Annotated in this window: 10 protein-coding genes; 8 read left to right on the forward strand and 2 right to left on the reverse strand. The window is 51.0% G+C overall.

What is annotated here, in order from left to right; all coding sequences use genetic code 11:
• The first annotated feature begins 61 nt into the window (after window positions 1-61).
• Window positions 62-3,733 (forward strand): hypothetical protein, encoded by a 3,672-nt coding sequence (locus AC5RDV_RS11525; protein ID WP_282747771.1) that lies wholly within the window; start codon window positions 62-64, stop codon window positions 3,731-3,733.
• Window positions 3,734-3,949: 216 nt separating this feature from the next.
• The gene (locus AC5RDV_RS11530) at window positions 3,950-7,645 is read left to right on the forward strand and encodes a hypothetical protein (RefSeq protein WP_282747772.1); all 3,696 of its coding nucleotides are present in this window, start codon (window positions 3,950-3,952) and stop codon (window positions 7,643-7,645) included.
• A 179-nt stretch (window positions 7,646-7,824) separates the two neighbouring features.
• Here the strand turns inward: AC5RDV_RS11530 and AC5RDV_RS11535 are convergent, their stop codons facing one another.
• A complete protein-coding gene (locus AC5RDV_RS11535; protein ID WP_282747773.1) occupies window positions 7,825-11,067 on the reverse strand; it encodes a hypothetical protein in 3,243 nt (1,080 codons plus the stop codon).
• Window positions 11,068-11,179: 112 nt separating this feature from the next.
• On the reverse strand, window positions 11,180-14,020 hold the full coding sequence (locus AC5RDV_RS11540; protein WP_040602895.1) for an alginate lyase family protein: 2,841 nt from the start codon (window positions 14,018-14,020) through the stop codon (window positions 11,180-11,182).
• Window positions 14,021-14,792: 772 nt separating this feature from the next.
• Between AC5RDV_RS11540 and AC5RDV_RS11545 the strand changes: the two genes are divergently transcribed.
• From AC5RDV_RS11545 to AC5RDV_RS11570, 6 genes are all read left to right on the forward strand, one after another.
• The gene (locus tag AC5RDV_RS11545) at window positions 14,793-16,025 is read left to right on the forward strand and encodes a Cof-type HAD-IIB family hydrolase (RefSeq protein ID WP_008627978.1); all 1,233 of its coding nucleotides are present in this window, start codon (window positions 14,793-14,795) and stop codon (window positions 16,023-16,025) included.
• Complete coding sequence (locus tag AC5RDV_RS11550; protein ID WP_282747774.1) at window positions 16,022-17,149, forward strand: isochorismate synthase; 1,128 nt, start codon at window positions 16,022-16,024, stop codon at window positions 17,147-17,149. The genes AC5RDV_RS11545 and AC5RDV_RS11550 overlap by 4 nt, the downstream gene beginning before the upstream one ends.
• Window positions 17,136-18,809 carry a 2-succinyl-5-enolpyruvyl-6-hydroxy-3-cyclohexene-1-carboxylic-acid synthase gene (gene menD / locus AC5RDV_RS11555; RefSeq protein ID WP_282747775.1) on the forward strand — a complete coding sequence of 558 codons (1,674 nt, stop codon included), beginning with the start codon at window positions 17,136-17,138 and terminating at the stop codon, window positions 18,807-18,809. Before AC5RDV_RS11550 ends, menD begins: the two co-directional genes overlap by 14 nt.
• A gap of 1 nt (window position 18,810) precedes the next feature.
• Window positions 18,811-19,623 (forward strand): 1,4-dihydroxy-2-naphthoyl-CoA synthase, encoded by an 813-nt coding sequence (gene menB, locus AC5RDV_RS11560; protein ID WP_276789143.1) that lies wholly within the window; start codon window positions 18,811-18,813, stop codon window positions 19,621-19,623.
• 375 nt (window positions 19,624-19,998) lie between these two features.
• A complete protein-coding gene (locus tag AC5RDV_RS11565; RefSeq protein WP_282747776.1) occupies window positions 19,999-22,818 on the forward strand; it encodes a hypothetical protein in 2,820 nt (939 codons plus the stop codon).
• 8 nt (window positions 22,819-22,826) lie between these two features.
• The gene (locus AC5RDV_RS11570; RefSeq protein ID WP_008627960.1) at window positions 22,827-22,982 is read left to right on the forward strand and encodes a hypothetical protein; all 156 of its coding nucleotides are present in this window, start codon (window positions 22,827-22,829) and stop codon (window positions 22,980-22,982) included.
• Window positions 22,983-23,264: the final 282 nt, after the last annotated feature.

Here is a 23,264-nt window from a genome sequence, read left to right on the forward strand (position 1 = left end):
TCACTTTCCCGGGAGAATGGGAGGGTACGTAACATTAATAATTAACTTAAATTTCTGTGTAATGAAAAACAGGTTACTCGCCTTAATGGCACTTTGTGGTGCGACATCGTCCACCTTACCTTTATGGGCCGCGTGGGAAGACCCGGAGTTGCAATTCGTAGAGCCGAATCTGGCCACCGACGGTACAGGCGGCGGAGTGTACTACGTCTATCATGTGGCCACCCAGAAGTTCATGGGGAATTCAGCCACGCGTCTGGTTGTGTCCGACCAAGGTCAGGAAGTTACCCTGACTTACGGTGAGGATTATGAATTGAGCCGTCGTCCGGAAACGGATCCGGAATATTTCACGGGGAAAGGATGGCGCCTGAGCATGATGAACGCGCCCACCAACGGGGGATACCATGAGTTGTTCCTCAATACGGGCGGTGCCGAGATTTACGTGGACCACAACAAGACGGGCCACATCTTGTGGAAAATCGTGAAGGAAGGCGAGGTGTACCGTATCAAGGTGATTGACGAGGACAAGCTTTACGGCGTGGCAGCCCAAGATGGTTTGTATGCCAACTCATACATTGCGGTAGGCGAAGGCGAGACCGAGGTGGATCCGTTGATTGACAAGAGTATGGCCGGACAAGAGAATGCCGGGGATGAATGGAAATTCGTGTCTGTGGAAGCTTATGAGGCTTTCCAAGCCAAGAAGAAGTTGTTGGGACAGTTGAACAAGGCAGATGAAGTTGGTTTTACTGGTTACGGGGAATATGCCGATGTCTACAATAATCCGAAAGCTACGGCAGAAGAGGTCGAGGCTGCGGCTACCGGCCTTAAACAAGCTATAGTGAACTGGCAAAGTTCGAATGCGACACCGGAACACCCCGTGGACTTTACCAATGTCATTACAAACAATTCGTTTGCGGACGGCACGACCAATGGATGGACCACCGTAGGCACTCCTGGTGTCCAGTCTGTGAGTTATGAGACTCCCACGAATGAATACAAGATGCAAAATTTTGCGGAGAAATGGACATGGGCAGATGGGTCGAACCTGAACAGCCTGGCGAACGACCCGATGGAAGTGTCGCAGGTTTTAGAAAGCATGCCGGTCGGGAAATACCGCCTGACGGCTAACACCATAGGCTACCAACAAGGCAATAGGGACATAGTGCCCTACGGAGTGTACCTTTATGCGGAAAACGGTGGTATTGAGTCGCGTGCGGAAGCCCATAGCCTGGAGTTCGGTGGATTAAGGGAAGGGGTTGTTTCAGAGAGCGACCCATATCCCCGTAACACCGTGTTGGAATTCTTTGCCATGGACGGAACCATTAAAGTGGGGTTCAAGACCGTCAATACGAATTGCAACTGGGTCGCAGTCGATAATTTCAAATTGGAGTATTTAGGACAGGTTGAAGGCGGTATGGCCGAGGAATTGAAGAAAGTCATTACGCAGGCCGAGGAGTTGAAGAATGGTTATGACCTCCAGTTCAAGAAATATTCGGCTGCCGGCGAAACCAAATTCAACCAATCGGTTGAGACGGCCAAGCAGGCGGCAGACAATCCGGATACGGACGACAAGACATTGGGACTGGTACTTACTTCATTGCAAGAAGGTATGGACGAGCTGAAAGCCGACGTGAATGCTTACGAAATATTGAATGTAAAGCGTCAGGAGCTTCTTACGGAATGGGACGAGTCGCCTTATGCGGAAGTGGATTTCCCCGAGTATGAAAAATATGTGTACGGTCTGGACGATGCCTATGAACAGCGTACGTTCGACCCGGCAGAAGTGGACAGCATACAGCCTCGCGCAGACAGGCTGTGGATGTCGTGCGTGAGGGAAGCCTTGACGAACGGAGATACTGACAACGTGACCGGATTGATGGTGAACCCTAATTTTGAGGGGAGCAATGATGGTTGGACCAAGACCGGAGATGGGGATTTCAAGAACGATGGCACAAGAGTCACTGAGGTGTGGGGCGGACAGAACTGGGAGGTCTATCAGGAAATCAACAATCTTCCTCAAGGGTCATATAAGATAAAGGCCCAGGCTTTCTATAATCCAAGTTCTACCAATGATAATGCTTGGCATGAAGGATGGGGGCAGGAAGGCGACGAGACGAGTAATATCCATGGCTACCTTTTCGGTAACGATGCTTCCGAGCCGCTTCTTCATGTGACGGCTTGTCCGCAGGAGGAAAATGTGGCTGAAAACTGTGAGGAAGTGACTTGGACCGAAGATGCTTCTTTGGCCGGAAAGTGGTTGTGTTACGGCAAGAACTCCGCACAGGAGGTATTCGAGGCTGATGAAGGGAATTACCTGAATGCCACGACTTGTTACGTGGGTAAAGACGGGAAGCTCCGTGTGGGCGTGAAGATGTCGGGTGTGACTTGGGGAGCCGCTTGGGTCGTTTTTGACAACTTTCAGGTGGAATACTTAGGTGCCGACAACATGGACGGTGCGCAAACGGCTTTGGATGCTTTGATCCGTGAAGCCAACGAGATGTTGGCTTCCGATGCTCTGACCACGCAGGAGGCCAAGGACGGTTTGGGCAAGGCCATAGAAGCAGCTTCTGGCGTGGGAGAGTTGACTCCGGAGATTTATGAGGAACAGACGGAAGCGTTGAATGCCGCCATCAAGTTGGGGCAGGAGTCCATGGATGCCGCTGCGGCATTGGAGGATAAAGCCATCGTGCATTCGGATAGATTGGGCGGTACGGGCGAAGCCAGCTACGAAGCGTACGTGGGAACAGAGGGACATGGTGAGTTGGAAACTTTGGTCGGTGAAATCCTCGACAACAAAATTGCCGATGTGGGCATCTTTGCCACTTTGGATGAAATCAACGATTATTCCCTGCGTCTGGACAAAGCTTACTCCAAGATGCTGAGTGCACATATCGATTTCACCACGGCAAGCAAGGACGAGCCGGTGGATGCCACAGGATTGATAGTCAACCCGAGCTTCCAAACCAAGACGGAGAACGAACAGGGTGAAATTGTAGACACCCAGTCGGGTGAAGGATGGATGATTGAGTCGGAGTACGACATGACTGGTGTCAAGGATGCCATGCTCTGTGAAATCTATAGTGACAGCAGCAAGGTGTACCAACCGTTGTACAATGCTCCTGCGGGTTATTACCGCGTTGTCTTGAGCGGTTTCTACCGTGCGGGCGGTTATATCGAGGCCGGTGTGGCCCACCGTGATGGCACGGAGGCTCGGAATGCCGAGTTGTTCATAGAGTCCGGCAAGGGCAAGTGGTCGGAGAAGCTGCCTTCCATCTTCGAGAACGTCAGCGAGTGGAAATATGAGACCAGTGATGTGGCATTGCCAGATTCTCTGTTCCCTGAATCCGACAAGTTGTACCATTTCATCGTAGATCAACCGGGCGGTGCGAAGTTGGCCTTTGAGGACGGTGCCTATGAGTGTGACACGTACTTCTACGTGGGTGAAGGCGAAGTGCCGGTATTGGGTGTCCGCAAGACGGGCATGCTGACGAACGACTGGTCTTGCTTCGACAACTTCCGTCTCTATTACTTGGGAGATGGCGATGCCAACAAGCCGGACGGTTTCGTAGATAGCATTGACGGCGTGGCGGCCGACGGTACGGCCAAGGTGGTAAGTTCCGCTTGGTACACCATCAACGGTGTACGTGTGGCCGAGCCAAAGCAGCGTGGCATTTACATCCGCCAGGACATGATGAACGACGGCACGAAGAAAACAGTGAAGGTATTAGTTAAGTAGTGTTTTGCTAAAGTTATTAATAGGAGTGGCTGTCCTGCGCCGGAAAAATGAGGCGCGGGGCAGCTTTATAAGTAAAATCAACATAGTTACCATTATTTTCAACATGGTTACCATTGTTTTTATGGATTTAAAGTATAATTTTGCATCACATCTTATATGTAATACCATATTATTATAGGATAAAGAACATTAATTATTAACTTAAATTTCTGTGTAATGAAAAACAGATTACTTGCCTTGATGGCACTTTGTGGTGCGACATCGTCCACCTTACCTTTATGGGCCGCGTGGGAAGACCCGGAGTTGCAATTCGTAGAACCGAACTTGACCGCCGATGAAACAGGCGGAGGCGTGTACTACATCTATCATGTGGCCACCCAGAAGTTCATGACTAACGGGCAGCCTTATGGTACACGATTGGTTGTAGCGGAAACAGGTCAGGAAGTAACCCTGAGCTACGGTGAAGATTATGAATTAGCCAATCTTCCGGAAACGGATGAAGAATATTCCACTGCCAAAGGTTGGCGTTTGAGCATGATGAAAGCACCGAGTAACGGAGGATACCATGAATTGTTCATTAATCCGGGTGGTGCCGAGATTTACGTGGACCATAACAAGACGGGCCATATCCTGTGGAAAATCGTGAAGGAAGGCGAGGTGTACCGTATCAAGGTGATAGACGAAGACAAGATTTACGGTGTGGAAGCCAATGGAGGCTTGTATGCCAATTCCTACATGGCAGTAAACGAAGGGAAAACTACGGTGGATCCGTTGATTGATAAGAACACGGCCGGGTATGAGAATGCCAAAGACGAATGGAAGTTCGTGGCACCGGAAACTTACGAGGTCTTCCAAGCCAAGAAGCTGTTGAAGGTACAGTTGGAAGCAGCCGATGCCATCGGGTTTACGGAATATACCGATTATGCTGCTTTATATAACCAGGCAGATGCTACGGTAGAGGCGATAGAAAAGGCAGTGGAAGACTTGAAGGCCGATATTATCGACTTCGGTTATTCCGTGGCTACGGAAGAAAATCCGTTGGACGTGACGGAAAAGTTCGTAAAGGAAGCCTCGTTTGCCAACAGTACGGACGGATGGGATATCGTGCAAGGTTCAGGTGCCAACTACCAACGCAAGACGGGCGACCGTTTCGAGAATGGCGCGGGAAGTTTGCCGGAAGGGTTAGCCCTTGAGAACTTTTATGAGTGCGCCACCAACAATGGTAGTAATATGCCTGACTGGTCTATCAAGCAGAAGATAGAAGGGATTCCTGACGGAAAATACCGTGTGGGGGCTTGGATTCTGACCAACAAATTGCCGACGGAGGATGCGCCCACTCCGAAAGGTCTGTTCCTGTATGCCCAGTCTTTAGCCGGGGAGAAGAAGGTGGAAGCCACTGACCCTGCGGAAACAGCCAATGAAGGGCGGGGGTATGGCACGTGGCACCATTACACCGTGGATGTAGATGTCATTGGTGGCATCATCACGATAGGATATGTCGTACAAGGAGCCAATTCCACCTGGTCGGCCGTGGACAACTTCACGTTGGAATATATGGGCAAGAGTGGAAGCGGTGAGGTCAATATACGCGAAATACTGAACCAGAATATTGAGAGTGCAGAGGCACAGTATGCCGAATATACCGGTGCCAACAAGGCTTTCAGCGAATCGGAGAAGGTGAAGTACGAAGAAATGATTGCTGCGGCTAAGGAAGCTTATCAAAACCAGAGTCTGGACAGTGAGGCGCTTACCGGTGTCATAACTTCTTTGTTTGCGCGGATGGACACGTTGGCCAACAACGTGGCTGCTTACGAGACCTTGGCCCAGAAGATAGAAGCCTTGAACAAGGCTTACGATGAGACGCCTTATGCCAACGACGGGTTGGAGGACTATGAGGTTTATTTGGACGATGTTTTACAAGCCGGTTATGACAATGGTACGTTCGATATAGCCGAATTAGATAGCGTCCAACCCCGTGCCGACAGGATTTTCCGTGAATCTGTGATGAAAGCTTTGGCAGACGGGACTACGGATAATGTGACCGGCTTAATGGTGAATCCCAATTTTGCGGGGAGCAATGATGGTTGGACCAAGACGGGCGACGGGGATTTCAAGAACGATGGCACGAGGGTTTCTGAGGTGTGGAACGGACGGAATTGGGAAGTCTATCAGGAAATCAGCGGCCTGCCCCAAGGATCGTATAAGATTACCATGCAAGGGTTCTATTCCCCGAGTTCCGGAAATGATAACGCATGGCATGAAGGTTGGGGGCAGGAAGGCGACGAGACGAACAAGATTCTGGGTTACCTTTTCGGTAACGATGCTTCTGAACCCCTTCTCCATGTTACAGCTTGTCCGCAGGAGGAGAACGTGGCTGAAGACTGTGAGGAAGTGACTTGGACAGACGACGCTTCCTTGGCCGGGAAATGGTTGTGCCATGGAAAGAATTCCGCACAGGAAATCTTCGAGCAGAATAGCGAGAATTACCTGAATGCCACGACTTGTTACGTGGGTGAAGACGGTAAGCTCCGCATAGGGGTGAAGATGTCGGGTGTGTCTTGGGGGCAGGCTTGGGTCATCTTCGACAACTTCCAAGTGGAATACTTAGGGGCCGACAACATGGAAGGTGCCCAAACGGCCTTGGATGCCCTGATTCGTGAGGCTAACGGGATGTTGGCTTCCGATGTCCTGACCACGCAGGAGGCCAAGGACGGCCTGAGCAAAGCCATAGAGGCCGCTTCTGCCGTGGGAGAGTTGACCCCGGAGGTTTACAAGGAGCAGACAGAGTCGTTGAATGCCGCCATCAAGTTTGGGCAGGAGTCCATGGATGCCGCTGCGGCATTGGAGACTAAAGTTACTGCCCACGATGCTAAGCTAAGCGGTAATGGCGAAGCAAGTTACGAAGAGTATTCCGACACAGAAGGATATGAAGAGCTGTATGACTTGACCATTGAAGTCTTCGACAAAATAGACGGGGAAGGCATCTTTGCTACTTTGGACGAAATCAACGATTATTCCCTTCGTTTGGACAAAGCTTACTCCAAGATGCTGAGCGGGCATATCGATTTCACCACGGCGAGCAAGGACGAGCCGGTGGATGCCACGGGCTTGATAGTCAACCCGAGTTTCCAGACCAAGACGGAGAACGACAAGGGGGAAATCGTGGATGCCGCATCGGCCGATGGATGGGTTGGTGCCACTTTGGACGAGAACAGTTCTAGCAAGGTGACGGGAGCTATGATTTATGAGATGTTCAGCGACAGTAGCGAGATACATCAGTCGCTTTATAATATGCCTGCGGGATATTATCGCGTTGTCATGAATGGTTTCTATCGTGCGGGAGGCTTTATTGAGGCGGGCGTGGCTCGTCGGGACAGCGCAGATGCCCGGAACGCTGAGTTGTTCGTTGAATGCGGCGAAGACAAGTGGACCGAAAAGTTATCGTCCATTTTTGAGCATGTCAGCGAGTTGAAATATGACGGCAGCGATGTGGCATTGCCTGATTCCTTGTTCCCGGAATCCGATATGTTGTATCATTTCATTGTGGATAAAGTCGCAGGTGCGAAACTTGCGTTTGAGGATAATGCCTATGAAGTAAACTTTAGTTTTTACGTGGCTGAAGGTAAAGAACCTGTATTGGGCGTACGCAAGACAGGCATGCTGACGAACGACTGGACTTGTTTCGACAACTTCCGCCTCTACTATTACGGTGACGGCGATGCCAACAAGCCGGATGACTTCGAGAGCGGTATCGGTGGCGTGGCAGCCGACGGTACGGCCACGGTGATAAGTTCCGCATGGTACACCATCAACGGTGTGCGCGTGGCTGAGCCGAAGCAGCGTGGCATTTACATCCGTCAGGACATGATGAGCGACGGCACGAAGAAAACAGTGAAGGTGTTAGTTAAGTAATTTTGTTTAGGTTAAATTTGTGAGAGTGGCTGTCCTGCGCCGGAGTATGAGGCGCGGGACAGCTTTTTCTTTGTAGTCTCTTGACGGGATGGCAAAAAGAGAGGGGTGGCAAAATGATAGTGCCACCCCTTCAATACTTGCTAAGAAGAATGAGAAAACTTCATAGCTTTTTCCGGCATTTACTTTCCGGTTACCACATATTTCTTTCCGCCAGCAATGTAGATACCCTTCTTCAGTCCTTTCACGGCATCGGCGCGTTTCACCTGGCGGCGTACGAGTGTTCCGGTAAGGTCGTATACATCCACTAATTCGGTTTCCAGAGATTCGGAATCTTTCAACACTTTGTCCATGCTATCGCCCTTTCCAGAGTTGATGTAGTAGAACCGGAAGTTGTCAGCAAACCATTGTTGGCCGTGGCCGCCCACGACACGTCCGTCACCCTTTATTCCGATGGTCACAGCCCCCTTGTCTACATAGACGGCAGGAATTATGGTATTGGTACCAACCTCGGCTTGTGCGATGTCCCAAAGGTCACGGTTGCCGTTCAAAATGGAATATTCAAACTGGTCTTCGGTGTACGTGTACACGGTGCTGTCTTGTCCGAGGATGTCGGGCACGGTGGAAATTTCCACGTCGTTTGTCTGCGCATAGAACCACAGCGCATCAGCTCCGCCGGTAGCATGAGTGGCTGCTTCCACACGGTAAGTACCCACGGGCAATTCGAATTTGCCTTCTTCGCCAATCTGTGTTCCCACAACCTGACGGTAATTGGTAGCTGATCCGATGTTGTGACCTTCATGTCCGGACCAACTGTAGCACCACAACCATGTGTCTTCTGTATGTTCAGTGCGGTCCGTCCCGTCTGCGTTGGTCTCGCAAATCCATCCGTTGATGACTTTCCTGGAGGGGTTACCGGCTTCATCCACGTAATCCTGGTAGATGTTGGGGTTCACCACGAAGGTGGTCATGTCGAACGGGTTGTCGCTCGTGGCTTTGGCCAAAACGTCGGGTGTCATGGCTGTCAGGCAAACGGCTTGCAGTTCTTTCACCGCCATGTCTGCATCTACGTTGTCAAATTCATCCTGTTTGAGCAATTCCTTCACGTTCTTGTAAGCCTCATTTTCAGAGAGTCCGCCAATCTGGTTCGCCAATACAATGGCAGTTCCCATCGGGTAGCAAATGGCGATGGAGGACTTCAGGGTAGTGGTAGCCTCATTGAGAGCTTCAGTCTGACGTCCCACTTCGTCGCTCACATAAGTCTCCCATGTCATGTCTTCTGCTATGATGGAGGCCTCCACCAATGCGTCGGTAAACGTCTTGCGTGCAGCCGGTTGTGCAAAAACCTTTTCATTGTTGAGGGCATCGAACAAGTCATTGCCCTTTCTCACCAACGGGGTGAGAGCCAGATACTGGTCTATCACTTTTTGGGCATCGAGGATGAGGTTGTCCATGTCTTCGATGGCAGTAATCATATCTTGGATGGGCACGCCATCAGCCAAGTACTGGTAGTAGCCTTCTTCTTCGTCCAAGACCCAACCCAGATAATCCCAGTCGTCGATACCGTAGTTCACCAATGAGTCATGCCATACGATGCCTTCTTCCAGGCGTGCGGTCAAACGGTCTCGATAGGCTTCTGTGGCATCGGAGCCCACGTAAGAAAGACGGAAATTATCGGCACGCCATTCCGCTCCCATCACTCCGCTACGGCCTTCACCGTTGATTCCGATGTAGAGTTTGCCGTCCGACACCAGGATATTCTGCACAGTCGTAGTGGTTCCCATGTTCTTGGAAGCGTCGCCATAAGCTTCTGCGTCCCGATTGAAAATGGCCCTGGAGTAGTTCACGCTGTCGGGAGTGGCATACAAGTAAATCTTTGTGCCTTCCTGGCCGGTTGTGTACGTTGCGGCACTTAACTCATACACTCCGTTAGGCAGCTTCACCCCGTCTTCCTTGCCTATCATCTGTTGGTAATGTCCCTTGCAGATGCTGTTCGCGTCGTTGTCCGACCAACTGGAACAATGCAGTTCCGTATCCGCGTGGTCTGCCAGTGTCGGACTGCCGTTGTCGGAACTTCCACGATCGATCATCACCCATCCGCCGGGCATTTCGGTCATGACTCCATCCTGGAAGATATTGGGGTTGGTAATGAAACTGGTCATGTCTATCGGATGTTCAGCCGATGCCGTGCCCAGGAATTGTTCCGTCATCGCGGCCTTGCATACGGCATTCAGTTTCTCCACATCAGTCACCATGTCTGTATAAGTAAGTTCGGTCGCGTTGAGGTCGGCCGCCACTTTCTTGTATTCCTCCGTGTCGCTCAGTCCGCCAATCTTGTCTGCCAGCCCCTTGGCTACTTGCAAGGAGTGGTTGAGGCCTACCACCGCATTGGTATTCTTGATGGCTTCTTCTATGGCGGGCACACCTTCCACCAATGCGTCGGCCACCTCTGCCAGTGTAGGTTTGGCAAGTACGGCCTTGGCTTCGGAGATAGCCTTGCTGAGATTGGCCTTCACTTGTTCCGACACGGTGTAGGCTCCGCTCTCAATCTTGTCGTAGATGCCTTGGGCTGCGGTAATGTCTTTCTGCATCGTGTTCGCGTTCAGGCATACGGCCATGGCCAGTTCCACTTTTCCGGCAATTTCACCCACGGCTGCGTTGATGTCTTCTTCAGGCGTGGATTCTGTGTAACCGGAATATTTATCGAGCAACGTGGTAAGTTCGGAAGAGGCCGGTATGTCGAGGGTGTTCAACGAGTCGCGCATCACGGTGGCACGGTTCATCTGCATGCGGAAGGCATCGAAAGCCACACCGTCGAAATAGAGTTTGAAATCGTCCCAGCATGTCCACTCGCCGCCACGCATGTCCACGCCGATAAGCATTTCGCCTTTGTCGGAAACGGTGAACTCCAATACGTTGTTATACTGGTCGGGGTGGGCTTCACAGTACTTCGCCATGCCTTCCATCCCGTCTGGCCAACCATCGCGTTGGTTAGGTATGGTTTCGTCTTTTACCCCGCTATAGAGGGATACGAATGGGATTTCGGCATCTCCTGCTATCAGGAACGCATTGATTACTTCAGTACCGGCCTCATAATCCTTTCCGCCATTAGCCCCTGCGGCGCGATGGAAACCGCGAACGGTCAATTTGTAGTTGCCGGGGCGGAGGCCGAACACTTTTTGTCCGGCAATATTCTTTTTCCTGAAATATTCCGCATTCTTGAAGTCCTTATTTACAACCGGATCCAAATTCCCGTCTTGCCAACCCTCTGAAGTTCCGGTCGAGAAATCCGCGTTCTCCAGATAAGTATCCGTCACATCAATCCACTGGTGTTGTTGTGCGAACAGCACCGCACTGCTCATCATGGTAAACATGATGGCCAACGGGATACGCTTTCCATTTCCTTTTGAAATTTTTCTTTTCATGTTCATAAGTTTAAAGGTTCTCATTTTACGTCTTCCTGTTGCCGAACCTGATGGCAATAGGAGCGTTTCTTAATTTTGTACTATCCGGTTCGGTTATGTCAGTACATGGCTTTTAGCGCATTTTCATTCCTTGCGTGCGGCCGGAGGTTCCCACATAGTGCAACAACCAACCTACGTTTTGTACCGGGAGGCCAACCTCATTCTTTCCGGCCGTACAACGCACCGACTTGACCAGGCGGCCGTCGAAAGAATAGATTTTCAGCATGCCGCTTTCTTGGGCTTCTACCGCCAAATGGTTGCCGTGACGGTTACAGGATATCAATTGTGCCTCTTCACCTTTCATTTCGGCCATCACCTCTTCCATTCCGTCGGGGTTATCTGTCTTTTTCACGATACGGAAGGGAAATCCGGAGCAAGGGGCTTGCGACACTTCCAACAACATGCCGTCCTCGCTGGGCAACAGCATGCCACCGGAAGCCGCCGGTGAGCGTTGGATGGCATATACACCTTCGTCCGTACACTTGCGGAGTATGTTGAACGAGTTGTTGGCATAATCGCTCCCGTTCATCATCTTGCCGTCTTTGGACAGATGCATCTTGCTGTTCGTGCGGCTGAAGAGCATATAACGGTTGCCATAACTTGCGCTCAAGCGTCGCAGGCGCCACAGGTAATCCTGGTCGTTTTCTTCCGCGTATGGTACGAACTGGGCATCCGTGTTACGAAGATAAGCACCCCACTCATTACTGATGTAATAGCTGTCCTCCGAGGACGGGTCTTCCGTGCATGCTTCATACGCGTCTACGTTGAAATGGCAAACAGACTTGGCTTCCGCTCCCGATTCGGCAACCCTTTGGAAAACCAACTTGCACTTGAAACAGCTGTCAAGGCTCTTGATATGCAAGGTGTCGTTCAAGTCGGCCACTTTGTTGCCTTGTTCGTCCAGATGATAAGTCAAAGTGTCTGCCTGGATGGTATCCGTGCCCACTACCCACTTATAAATACGGGTGGTTTCCGGCAGCTTGCCTAAGATAGATGTCGGAACGCCGTACATGCTGAAGGAAGAACCTTTCTCCAACACCAGGTTGGTTCCCGGTTGGGATTGGTTTCCGTGTATCACATAAGGGTCCACCTCTGCCACTTCCACAAGGAAATTCTTTATGATGGTGGCACCGGACGGATGTGTCATGGTCACACGGTAATAGTAGGTCTTGGCCACGCTTTCAATCTCCAACAGGTTGCAATTCGTTCTCAAGTCAGTCCACCGCTTGCCGTCTGTGCTGCGTTCCCATTTCCATTCACGGATAGTAAAGCCATCATAATTCATCCCTAATATCACGTTGGCATATTTCTTGGCATAAATCACGGAGTCATGGATTTCCACACTGTTGACCTTCGCATAAACATCGGCATAGCCTTCGGGGGTTCCTTCGCCTTCCACGTGCAGGGAGTACATGCGCGTGCATTCCACGCCCTTGCTGTTGATGTAACGCACGCGAATCACACTGGATGTCTCCAAGGTAAGTTCTCGCTCGTTGCTTTTACAGGTGGGGTCGTCGTCCCATGACCACTTGCCGGTATCCTCTTCGTCCTCCGGCAAAATCACGGTAATCTTCATCTGTGAGCCTTTCGGGATGTTGGATACTTCCGTACGGGTGGTGGACACGCCGTTGTACTGCACCGTTCCGCCCAATTTGGTCGGCACCTTGGTTTTGTCTGTCAATGGATCCAGGCTGCACATCAATGCGGTAAAGCCTAAATGGTCATAACCGCCTCCTCCGCCATAGAAGCCTCCTCCGCCGTCAAGTCCTGTGCCATTATTATGCCTCATCATGATGGCATGGCCCCAAGGCATTTCCACCCCGCGCACATTCTCATAATAGTTTATGATACGCGGCCAGCATGGGCGGTCCACGCCGCGTCCGCCCCACCCGGGTTCCGGGAAATAACCTCCCTCCATATTCGTGTAGGGTACGTATGGAACGTCCTGCCACATGTTATAGCGGGCCACATATTCAAAACCGGCCGCAATACGGTCGTCCTTGTGCATATAGGCATCCTCCCCTTGGTTGCGTCCCACGCCGCAGACATCTGCCGCTAGGGCTACCGCCATGCTGGCATGGCTTTGGTCGCGGTTGGACTCATGCATCTGCCCTATGTAGCCGAACGGGCCATCTTCATCCTCGAACAAGTGGTAAACCAACATGTGGATAGACTCGCCGTAACGGTGGTCCTCCATATACTTATAAAATTCCATGCCCCGGTTATACACCCATACGTCATCGCACAATATGCCTGCGGATATGATGCAAAGCACATTGCACAATCCCCAATTGGACCAATAATGGTCGTCGTGCCCTTCCGCGCGGTTTTCAAGGAAACTGAGGGAATTGCGGACGAACACCCTACGTATAAAATCTTGGTAACGCTTGAAGTCTGCGGGTTTCCATCCCTCATAGTCGCGCATCAGTTCCCCCGCGTTGGCAAACGCATAGCCGGAAAGTCCCGAAGCCAGGGCGTAATTGTTGTTCCCGCCGATGTCCTTGCAGGTTCGTGCCCAGGCGTTCAAGTACTCGACGGCTTTTCGGGCATATTTTTCATCCCCGGTAATCTTCCATTCGAGTGCGAATTGATAGGCCGCGTGCGCATTATCCTGTGGTGTTCCATAGTTATCCGTGTTTTCTCCTGGGGGTAGCCACGGGCAACCGGCCCCGCAGCCACGGACAATCCTGCGCACCGGAGTGGGATGCCGGTCGTCCACGGTCATGATATACGGGCTGGTTTTGAAAAACTTGTAAGCTGCAGTCCATGGTTCTTCGCCGTTGGCCAGCTTCTCTTTCACCCGGTCAAAATCCGCTTGGGTATGCAATGCCCCCGGATGGATAAACCCTTGTGCCATGCTTCCCAACGGGAAACATAAGGTACATAACCATAACAAAACGTTTTTTTTCTTCATACCATCTCGATTTTATTTTCATACCTTGCAAATATATGTTCAATATTCAATGGGTTATGGGTCAAATAATAACATAATATGGGGTATTACATACCATTTTAAGAAAAATGGACTTCCGGTTGACAAAATGACACCTTCCTTTCCTTTTTGTGCTTATGCTTGCCCCTGTATTTGTAGCCTTCCATAAGCTTTTAAAACCCTTTCCGGATACATAAATTTGCGTTTCAGCCTGTTATTATACGTTTTTTAACCTAAGTAGAACCCCAATCTCAGCCGAATGATTTTTCGTTCGGCTGAAAAAACATTTTTTTTGTCCGCATCTTGTTCCGCCGATGTCCGTTTGTGGGTGGAAAAGGCTTTGGAAGGCAAAGTGAAAAACGGGCTTTTGGCACCTTGTTTTTCCTATTTGGATGGGATTTGCCTTCAAAATCCGGATGTCAGGATGTCAGGCCGGTGCCACGATGTGCTGACGTGTTTCCGGTTTGCCTGCGCATGCCGCGTGGCGAGGCCGGGCAATTTGCCAATATAAGAGAGGCCGGGGTGGCGAAAAGACATTTTCCTGATGCGTGAGAATCGTGTATCGGGGAACAAGGGCGGACCGGGGGACAAATAGCGCAGCCACGTGGAGCCTGAATTGACAAATTGACAATTTGGCAATTTCCGGGTGCCGTTCCCTAAAAAACGTGAAGCTTTGCGATAAACTACTTCTTCCGTCCTCTTTTCTGAAAGGCTTTCGCTATATTTGTGTACATGAATAAAAAAACGTGGGAGTATGAAATATAAAATGTTAGTGCTCGACGTGGACGGGACACTGTTGAACGACGAGAAGGAGATTAGCAAGCGGACGCTGAACACGTTGCTCAAAGTGCAGCAGATGGGCGTACGCATCATGTTGGCATCGGGACGTCCCACTTACGGTTTGTTGCCATTGGCCAAGAAACTGGAATTGGGTACATATAACGGGTATATCCTCTCTTATAACGGTGGCCAGGTGATTAACGCTTCCAACGGAGAGGTGGTATTTGAACGCCGTATCAATCCGGAACATATCACTTATTTGGAGAAGAAAGCCGAGAAAAACGGTTTTTCGATCCTTACTTATAACGGGGATACGGTCGTGACGAATAACCCGGATGATCCGCATGTGCGAGCCGAAGCGGCCTTGAACGGCATGAAGTTGGAGCATCAGGAGTTTTTCTCTGCGGCAATAGATTACCCGCCTTGCAAATGTATGTTGGTGAGCGATGACGAGGAAGCTTTGGTGGGGTTGGAGAACCATTGGAAGCGTCGTTTGAACGGTGTATTGGATGTGTTCCGTTCCGAGCCGTATTTCCTGGAAGTGGTGGGCAGCCGGGTGGACAAAGCCAATACGTTGGGCGTCATCATGGAAATGGAGGGCATCAAGACGGACGAGATTGTGGTGTTCGGCGACGGCGTGGCCGACGTGACCATGTTGCAGTTGGCCGATTTGGGCATTGCCATGGGGAATGCCCCGGATTCGGTGAAGCGTTGTGCCGACTACGTGACCCTCTCCAACAATGAAGACGGTGTGGCCGTGGCGGTGGAGAATGCTTTCCTGGCCGAGGTGCGCGAAAGCGAGATACCGCTTGATGCCTTGAATGCACAGGCGCAGACTACGTTGATGGGGAATTTGGGCATACAATATACGTATGCTTCCCACGAGCGGATAGAAGCCACCATGCCGGTGGACCACCGCACGCGCCAACCTTTCGGCATCCTGCACGGCGGGGCCACGTTGGCTTTGGCAGAGACAGTGGCCGGGTTGGGGTCGATGGTGATTTGCAATCCCGATGAATTCGTTGTGGGGATGCAAGTGAGCGGCAACCATATCTCTTCGGCCCACGAGGGGGATACGGTGAGGGCTGTGGCCACGATTGTGCATAAAGGGCGCTCTTCACACGTGTGGAACGTGGATGTGTTCACTTCCACGGGGAAATTGGTGTCTTCCATCCGGGTGATGAACAGTGTGATGAAACGCAAATGAGCCGCATGCAGGACGACGAGGCGGTAATAGATGAATGGATTAAGGGCGGAAAAGATGCCTTTGTGTTCTACCGTGAGCCGGGGGAAAGTGTTTGTCACGGCATACGGGCGGCACGGTCCTCCCTGCAATCTTTTGAAGGCATCCCGCCGTTGGACGGGAAGACTGGTTTTGTGTTTGCCCCTTTTCGGTTCGGAGAGGGGCATCCTTTATGGCTGCTTCCCTTGGAGGAGGAAATAGAAGCCGGTATATCCCGGGCTGTATGTTCCGATGAGGTGGAGGCACCTGCGCCGATGCCCTTTTGCGGACAGTTGGAGGAACAGCCCTCGAAGGGGTACCGTGAGGCTTTTCGTGTTTTTTCCGGTGCGCTTCGTGCCGGGGATTTTCAGAAGTTGGTGTTTTCCCGTGCTTGTACGGATGCTTTTCCCCATGGCTTTTCATGGGCACGGGCTTTCACGGCGGCCTGCCGCCGTTATGTGCATTCATACGTGTATTTGTTCCATACGCCGCAAACCGGTTTTTGGTTGGGGGCTACGCCCGAAATCCTTTTGGCCGGAGGAAAAGGGGACTACCGTACAGTGGCTTTGGCCGGTACGCAATTCCTGAAAGAGGGCAAGTTGGCAGGTCCGTGGTCGGAAAAGAACATCCGCGAACAAGCTTTTGTGACGGAATATATCGGCGGTTGCTTGCGGGAACGGGATATCCGGTTCACTGTGGAAGGGCCTTATACGGCTACGGCCGGAGAATTGGCCCATTTGAAAACCGATATCCGTTTCCGTCTTTCTTCGGCCGAAGCCTTAGGCGGCTTGTTGCAGGCTTTGCATCCTACGCCTGCCGTATGCGGGTTGCCCAAAGAAGAGGCTTTTCGCTTCATCCTGTCGCATGAAGGATATGACCGTGGCTATTATGCCGGTTTCCTCGGACGGTGGGAGCCGGAGGGGAAGACGGCTTTGTATGTGAATTTGCGATGCATGCAATGTGGCGAAGGGGCGGAAAAAATCCGCCTGTATGCCGGAGGCGGGATCTTGCCGGCTTCCGTGTGCGAAGAAGAATGGATGGAGACGGAACGTAAGTTGCAGACTATGAAATATGTAATCTCGAAAGGAGGAACTGATGTATTCGGATAAGAAGAACGTGTTGCAGCTTGTTGCCTTGCTGCGTGCGCACGGCATTCGCCGGGCGGTGTTGTGTCCCGGAAGCCGTAATGTACCGTTAGTACAGGCTTTCGCCACGTGTGAGGATTTTGAATGCTTTTCGGTGACGGACGAGCGCAGTGCCGGTTTCTTCGCCGTCGGATTGGCTTTGCATGTACAGGCTCCCGTGGTGGTCTGTTGCACCTCTGGTTCGGCTTTGCTCAACCTCCATCCGGCGGTGTGCGAGGCATTTTACCGTCGGGTGCCTTTGGTAGTCATTTCCGCCGACCGTCCGGCGGCTTGGATCGGGCAGATGGACGGGCAGACTTTGCCGCAGCCGGGTGTTTTCGGTGGCTTGGTGCGGAAGGCGGTCAACCTGCCCGAGGTACGTACCGGGGAAGATGAATGGTATGCCAACCGGCTTGTCAACGAGGCTTTGCTTGAAGTGGACCACCACGGCTACGGGCCGGTGCATATCAATGTCCCCCTTTCCGAACCGTTGTTTCAATTTACGGCGGAAGCTTTGCCTTCCGTACGGCGTATGGTACGGCGGGATATGTCCGACGAGGGACGGACTTTGTCTTTCTTCCTGAAAGAAGAGTTTCCCAAGTACCGTCGGGTTCTGGTCGTGTCGGGGCAGATGTCTTCGGACGAGGCGGCCGGTGTAGCGGCTTGCCTGTCCGGCAGTCGCGTGGCTTGGTTGGCTGAAGTGTTGGGGAATTGCCCGTCGGCTTCAGATGCGGTACGGGGCTTCGATGCCTTGTTATATGCAGCCCGTGAGGAAGACTTGCAGGCGTTGCGCCCGGACTTGGTGATTACCGTGGGCGGGCATGTCGTGTCGAAACGTTTGAAACAGTTCCTGAGGCGTACGCCTTCGTTGGTGCACTGGCATGTTTCGCCGGATGGCCTTCCGGCGGATTTGTTTTGTGCGCTGACCACGGTTGTGGAGGCTTCTCCTGCTGATTTCTTCCGTTTGTTTTTCCGGCCGGAGGCTTTGCCGTCCGGGGCGTATGCGCAGCTATGGCATGAAAGTTGTGCCCGGTTGGCCTCTCCGGAAACCGGATACTCCGAGATGTATGCCGTGCGGCGCGTGTTAGAGGCATTGCCACCCCATGCAGTGCTCCATTTGGCCAACAGTTCGGTGGTGCGCTTGGCGGAATTGTGCCGCCTGCCCGAAGGTGTGGAAGTGCAATGCAACAGGGGAGTGAACGGCATAGAGGGTTCCGTGTCGGCTGCGGTAGGTTATGCGGCAGTGTCCGACCGGATGAATTTCCTGCTTGTAGGTGATTTGAGTTTCTTTTATGACATGAATGCGTTATGGAACGGCCATATACGTTCCAACCTCCGCATTGTCGTGTTGAACAACGGCGGCGGGGCCATTTTCCATGCCTTGCCCGGATTGGACATGGCCGGGGATACGCGGCATTTCGTGACGGCTTCTCATGGCGCGTCGGCGGCAGGTTGGGCTGAATCGCAGGGATTCACTTATTTGCAGGCTACGGACACTGTGTCCCTCTTGGCCGCTTTTGATGATTTGTTGGACGAAACAGCCACGGCACCTGTCTTGTTGGAAGTGTTTACCGATGCGGAGGCCGATGCCGAAGAGCAGCGGAGTTACTATCATGCGATAAAGGAGAGATGGAAGAATTTTTAAGATGAAGGATATGAACAGAGAATGGAAAACTTTGAAGGAATACGAGGATATTCTTTTTGAATTTTATAACGGCATTGCCCGTATCACCATCAACCGCCCGCAGGTGCGCAACGCTTTTACGCCGCGCACGGTGTCGGAGATGAGCGACGCGTTCTATATTTGCCGCGAGCGGCGTGATGTCCGTGTGGTGGTGTTGACAGGAGCGGGCGACAAGGCTTTTTGTTCCGGAGGCGACATGCACGTGAAAGGGCACGGGGGATATGTCGGGGACGACGGTGTGCCCCGTTTGAATGTGTTGGAGGTGCAAAAACAAATTCGTTCGTTGCCCAAGCCCGTGATTGCGGCGGTCAACGGTTTTGCCATCGGCGGAGGGCACGTGCTCCATGTGGTGTGCGACCTGACGATAGCTTCGGACAATGCCATTTTCGGGCAGACCGGACCTCGCGTGGGCAGCTTCGATGCCGGTTTCGGTTCCTCTTATCTGGCCCGTGTCGTAGGTCAGAAGAAAGCCCGTGAGATATGGTTCCTGTGCCGGAAGTATAATGCCCGGGAGGCCCTCGACATGGGATTGGTCAACAAGGTGGTGCCTTTGGCTGAATTGGAAGACGAATATGTGGCATGGGCGGAAGAGATGATGCAACTCAGTCCGTTGGCCCTGCGTATGATAAAGGTGGGGCTGAATGCCGAACTGGACGGCCAGGCCGGTATTCAGGAACTGGCCGGGGACGCCACGATGCTTTACTATATGACTGATGAGGCGCAGGAGGGTGGCCGTGCTTTCCTGGAGAAGCGTAAACCGAAGTGGAGGTTCTAAAAGTATGTGGAACAAGGCGGTGTAACAGGTGGCAGCGTCTATCTTATTTTGATTGGGTCCGGATTGAAACGGTAGGTTTTCAATCCGGACTTTTTATATGTCCGATTCGTATCCTTCTTTTCAAAGGAAGAAAGGAATATGGCATGATATATGACGGAAAACGGGTCGGAAAATGTATTTTGGTAAGATTTATCCTATCATTGGTTATTTTATGTCTTATTCCAATGTGGGGGAAGAATATAATTTTGTATCCTGAAAAAGGAATAGAAACAAGTTGGCTAGCATGATGTTTATTCCGTATGAAAGCTCCGTGTCCTCGTCAATAGGTTCGGTGGCGGCACGGTGGAAAACAATAGAACCTTAAAATTTTTAAACATGAAAAAGAAAATACCAAATTCTTTGTTCCCGTTGATGGGGAAGCGTAGGCCGTTGATGGCTGTGTTTGTGGCTTGTATGGCCGCGAACGGGGTGTGGGCACAGGAAGAATCTTCTTGGGTGGGGGAACCTTTGCCTGCCGAAGGTGGAGAGTTTTACCTTTATAATAAGGAAGGTGGAGGATTCCTGCTTGGGGCAAATACTTGGGGCACGCAAGCCTCGTTAGGGCAGCCCGGCCTGTTGTGTACGTTAGAGGTTATGCCCGATGGTAAATATGCCATCAAGACGACGGCTAATAATTATTTGAAAGATGACTACATTGACAAAGACAAGACCGGATATATTTTTACTGACCAGAATATAGAAGACGAAGTGTATGAGTTTTCCTTGTTCGGGAATGGTCGTTATTTACATTACAATGGTTCGGGTTCGGTTCTGGCACGGGTGGAAACTGTAGATGTTTGCGAATGGATTTTGGTATCCAAGGACCAACGTATCAAGGCTTTGGATAACGCGACGGAAGAGCAGGGCGTAGATGCCACGTTTTATGTCACAGGAGCTAATTTCGACCGTTCTCAGCCGAGTGAATGGAAGGAAAGCCATACCGGTGGTACACTGACGCTTATCGGACCAGACAGGGCGGCAAAGTCTACAAATTCCTGTACTGAGGCGTACGACAATGCAAACTTTGAGGTATACCAAGTTATGACAGGATTGAAAAACGGATGTTATTTGGTATCCTGCCAAGGGTATTATCGTCCAGGCGGTAACGTGGATGCCAATGGGGCACAGAATGCTATTTTATATGCGAATGCAGATGAGACTCCGCTTCAGTTGCTGAAGGATGACGGGAAAGGCATTCCTAATAACATGGAGAAGGCTGCCGATGCTTTCTTGGTTGGGCGTTATGGCGGTAATGAAGTACGTACGGTCGTGATGGATGGTACATTGAGGATTGGTGTGAGGAAGGATGTACATATATCAAAAGATTGGGCGGCTTTTGATAACTTTCGTTTAACGTATTTGGGAGAGGCAGATGCTTCTGAGGCATTCCAACAGTCATTGAAGATGTTGGAAACCTTGATTGCGGATTTTACAGTTTCCGGGGCAACCGCCATCGCCACGGAGTTGCAGGAGGTGTATGACAAAAATAAAGATGTTTCGGGCGATGGTATAGAAGTAGCACAGAAAGCTCTGTCTGAGGTCATGGCCGAAGCTAAGGACGTGCAGGTCAATGTGGACAGTTTAGTGGCTTCCATAAAAACAGCCGAGTCGCTTTATGCAAAGGTTGAGGACGGTACATATACCTTGTCCACCAAGGGGAAAGAAGCTTTGGAGCGGGGCATAACTGAAGCCGAAAGGATATTGCAGGAAACGCAGATGTCGGCTATGGGTACACAGGCTCCTGTTTACGTGGAAATTCTTAATGCCCAAGTCCGGGATGCCAGGCTTTGGATGGGTATGATATATCCGTTGGAAAAGGCCAAAGAGCTGGCTGATGCGATAACGGGACTTGGCGAGACGGATGCTTACCGGCAAGTCGTGAGTGATTTGGATGATGTGGCATTGACTTTCGAGAAAGTAACAACCGATGTGGCGGCTTTGAATTTGGTTTGCCGCAATGCAATGACTATGGATTTCTTGTCGAAGGCTACATCAGATGCTCCCATAGACATGACCTGTTTGATCCAGAACCCGAATATTTATCAAGTAGGAGAGAACAAGGAAGCTCCGGACGGATGGGTCGTGGCCGCACTTGGAGAAAACAATAGTCCTGATGTCACCACTGGGGGGAAAGGAGATGCCGCATTATGGTCTTCTAGTTGGTCAAGCAATGAAAACAACAATGTAGGCAAGGCTCATTATTATACTAAAATAGGAGGGACAGGAAACCGTGTAGCTAATTTGCCAGACGGTACTTATCTGTTGAAAGCTGCCACTTATTGTACCCGTGATGCCGCGAATGTGAATTTATATGGTTCGTTGGATAACGTAAACATGGAGTTCTCTGATTTCAATGGCGATGAAGCGGTTTATAATGCCGCTACCGGGGTGAACGATGGTTCAACCACGGAACTACGGATGGACGTAAGTGGAGGTGTCCTTTATTTGGGAGTGAAGGGTGAAGATATCGTACATGGTAATGGACAGCATTGGGAGGCCGACAACTTCCGCTTGTATTACATCGGTGTCCCCGAATCCGCCTCGCAGGCTATTCGCATCTCTGACGCAGGTATGGCTACTTATTATTCCGCTAATGCCTTTACTGTGCCTGAAGGTCTGGAAGCCGGTGTCGTGACCGGGATTTCCGATGGAGGAACCACTTTGGCTGTGGATTGGCGTTATGCTTCGGGCAGTACTGTCCCGGGTTTGACCGGTATCCTTCTTAGGGGTAAGGCCGGTGGTTATACGGGTAACTTTAGTGTGGCAAACATGTCGCGTCCGGAGGATAACCTGTTGGAAGGCACGTTGGTGGAAACCACTGTGGATGCCGAAGGCTACAAGTACTACAAACTGGCTGATGATGTGACGAACGGTTTAGGCTTCTACTTTGCCACCCAAGACGGCAGCTCTATCGTAAACGGAGCGAACAAGGCATATTTGGCTTTGCCGGAGGCCGTGGCGCAAGAGGCCAACTTCCTTGCATTCGACTTTGATGCAACGGGTATCACCGATACAGAGCTTACGGCAGAGGAAGCCCCTGTGGATGTCTACGGGATTTCCGGCATACGCGTGCGTTCCGGTGTGAAGGCTTCTGAGGCTTTGGAGGGGTTGCCCAAAGGAATTTATATTATAAATGGAAGGAAAATCTTAAAATAGGAAACGAAATGAAAAAGAAGGTATATGTAACTCCTGAGGTTGACGCAGTGGTATTGTTGCAACAAGACATGCTTTGTGGGTCAGGAAATGGAATGGATATCCATGATGATTATTCGGATGCCGAACAGTTGTCGAACAAGAACGTTTGGGATGATATTTGGTGAATCCTTTAGCCGGAATTAGACAAAAAGCGTCAAAAACGGGTAGAAATGGTGCATAAAGTGCATTTGGATGAAAATGTCCCATTTTTTGTGCTTATCTGTCACCAATGGAATGGATGATTCGTTTTATCTTTGCCATGCGTTTCAGAAATCCTGATGTGAAGGCATTCTAAGATGATGGAGCGTACCTTGGTCTAATAAGAGAGATGCAGTTAGAAATTAGGTTAATATTGGTGTGAGTAGCCTGATATGAGGTATCCTGTGAAGGATTGAACTCATATCAGG

The organism is Paraprevotella sp. (genome assembly GCF_986071375.1).

Coding starts and splice junctions, on each gene's coding strand:
- AC5RDV_RS11525 (WP_282747771.1), top strand. CDS start 62: ATGAAAAACAGGTTACTCGCCTTAATGGCACTTTGTGGTGCGACATCG.
- AC5RDV_RS11530 (WP_282747772.1), top strand. CDS start 3,950: ATGAAAAACAGATTACTTGCCTTGATGGCACTTTGTGGTGCGACATCG.
- AC5RDV_RS11535 (WP_282747773.1), bottom strand. CDS start 11,067: ATGAAAAGAAAAATTTCAAAAGGAAATGGAAAGCGTATCCCGTTGGCC.
- AC5RDV_RS11540 (WP_040602895.1), bottom strand. CDS start 14,020: ATGAAGAAAAAAAACGTTTTGTTATGGTTATGTACCTTATGTTTCCCG.
- AC5RDV_RS11545 (WP_008627978.1), top strand. CDS start 14,793: ATGAAATATAAAATGTTAGTGCTCGACGTGGACGGGACACTGTTGAAC.
- AC5RDV_RS11550 (WP_282747774.1), top strand. CDS start 16,022: ATGAGCCGCATGCAGGACGACGAGGCGGTAATAGATGAATGGATTAAG.
- menD (WP_282747775.1), top strand. CDS start 17,136: ATGTATTCGGATAAGAAGAACGTGTTGCAGCTTGTTGCCTTGCTGCGT.
- menB (WP_276789143.1), top strand. CDS start 18,811: ATGAAGGATATGAACAGAGAATGGAAAACTTTGAAGGAATACGAGGAT.
- AC5RDV_RS11565 (WP_282747776.1), top strand. CDS start 19,999: ATGAAAAAGAAAATACCAAATTCTTTGTTCCCGTTGATGGGGAAGCGT.
- AC5RDV_RS11570 (WP_008627960.1), top strand. CDS start 22,827: ATGAAAAAGAAGGTATATGTAACTCCTGAGGTTGACGCAGTGGTATTG.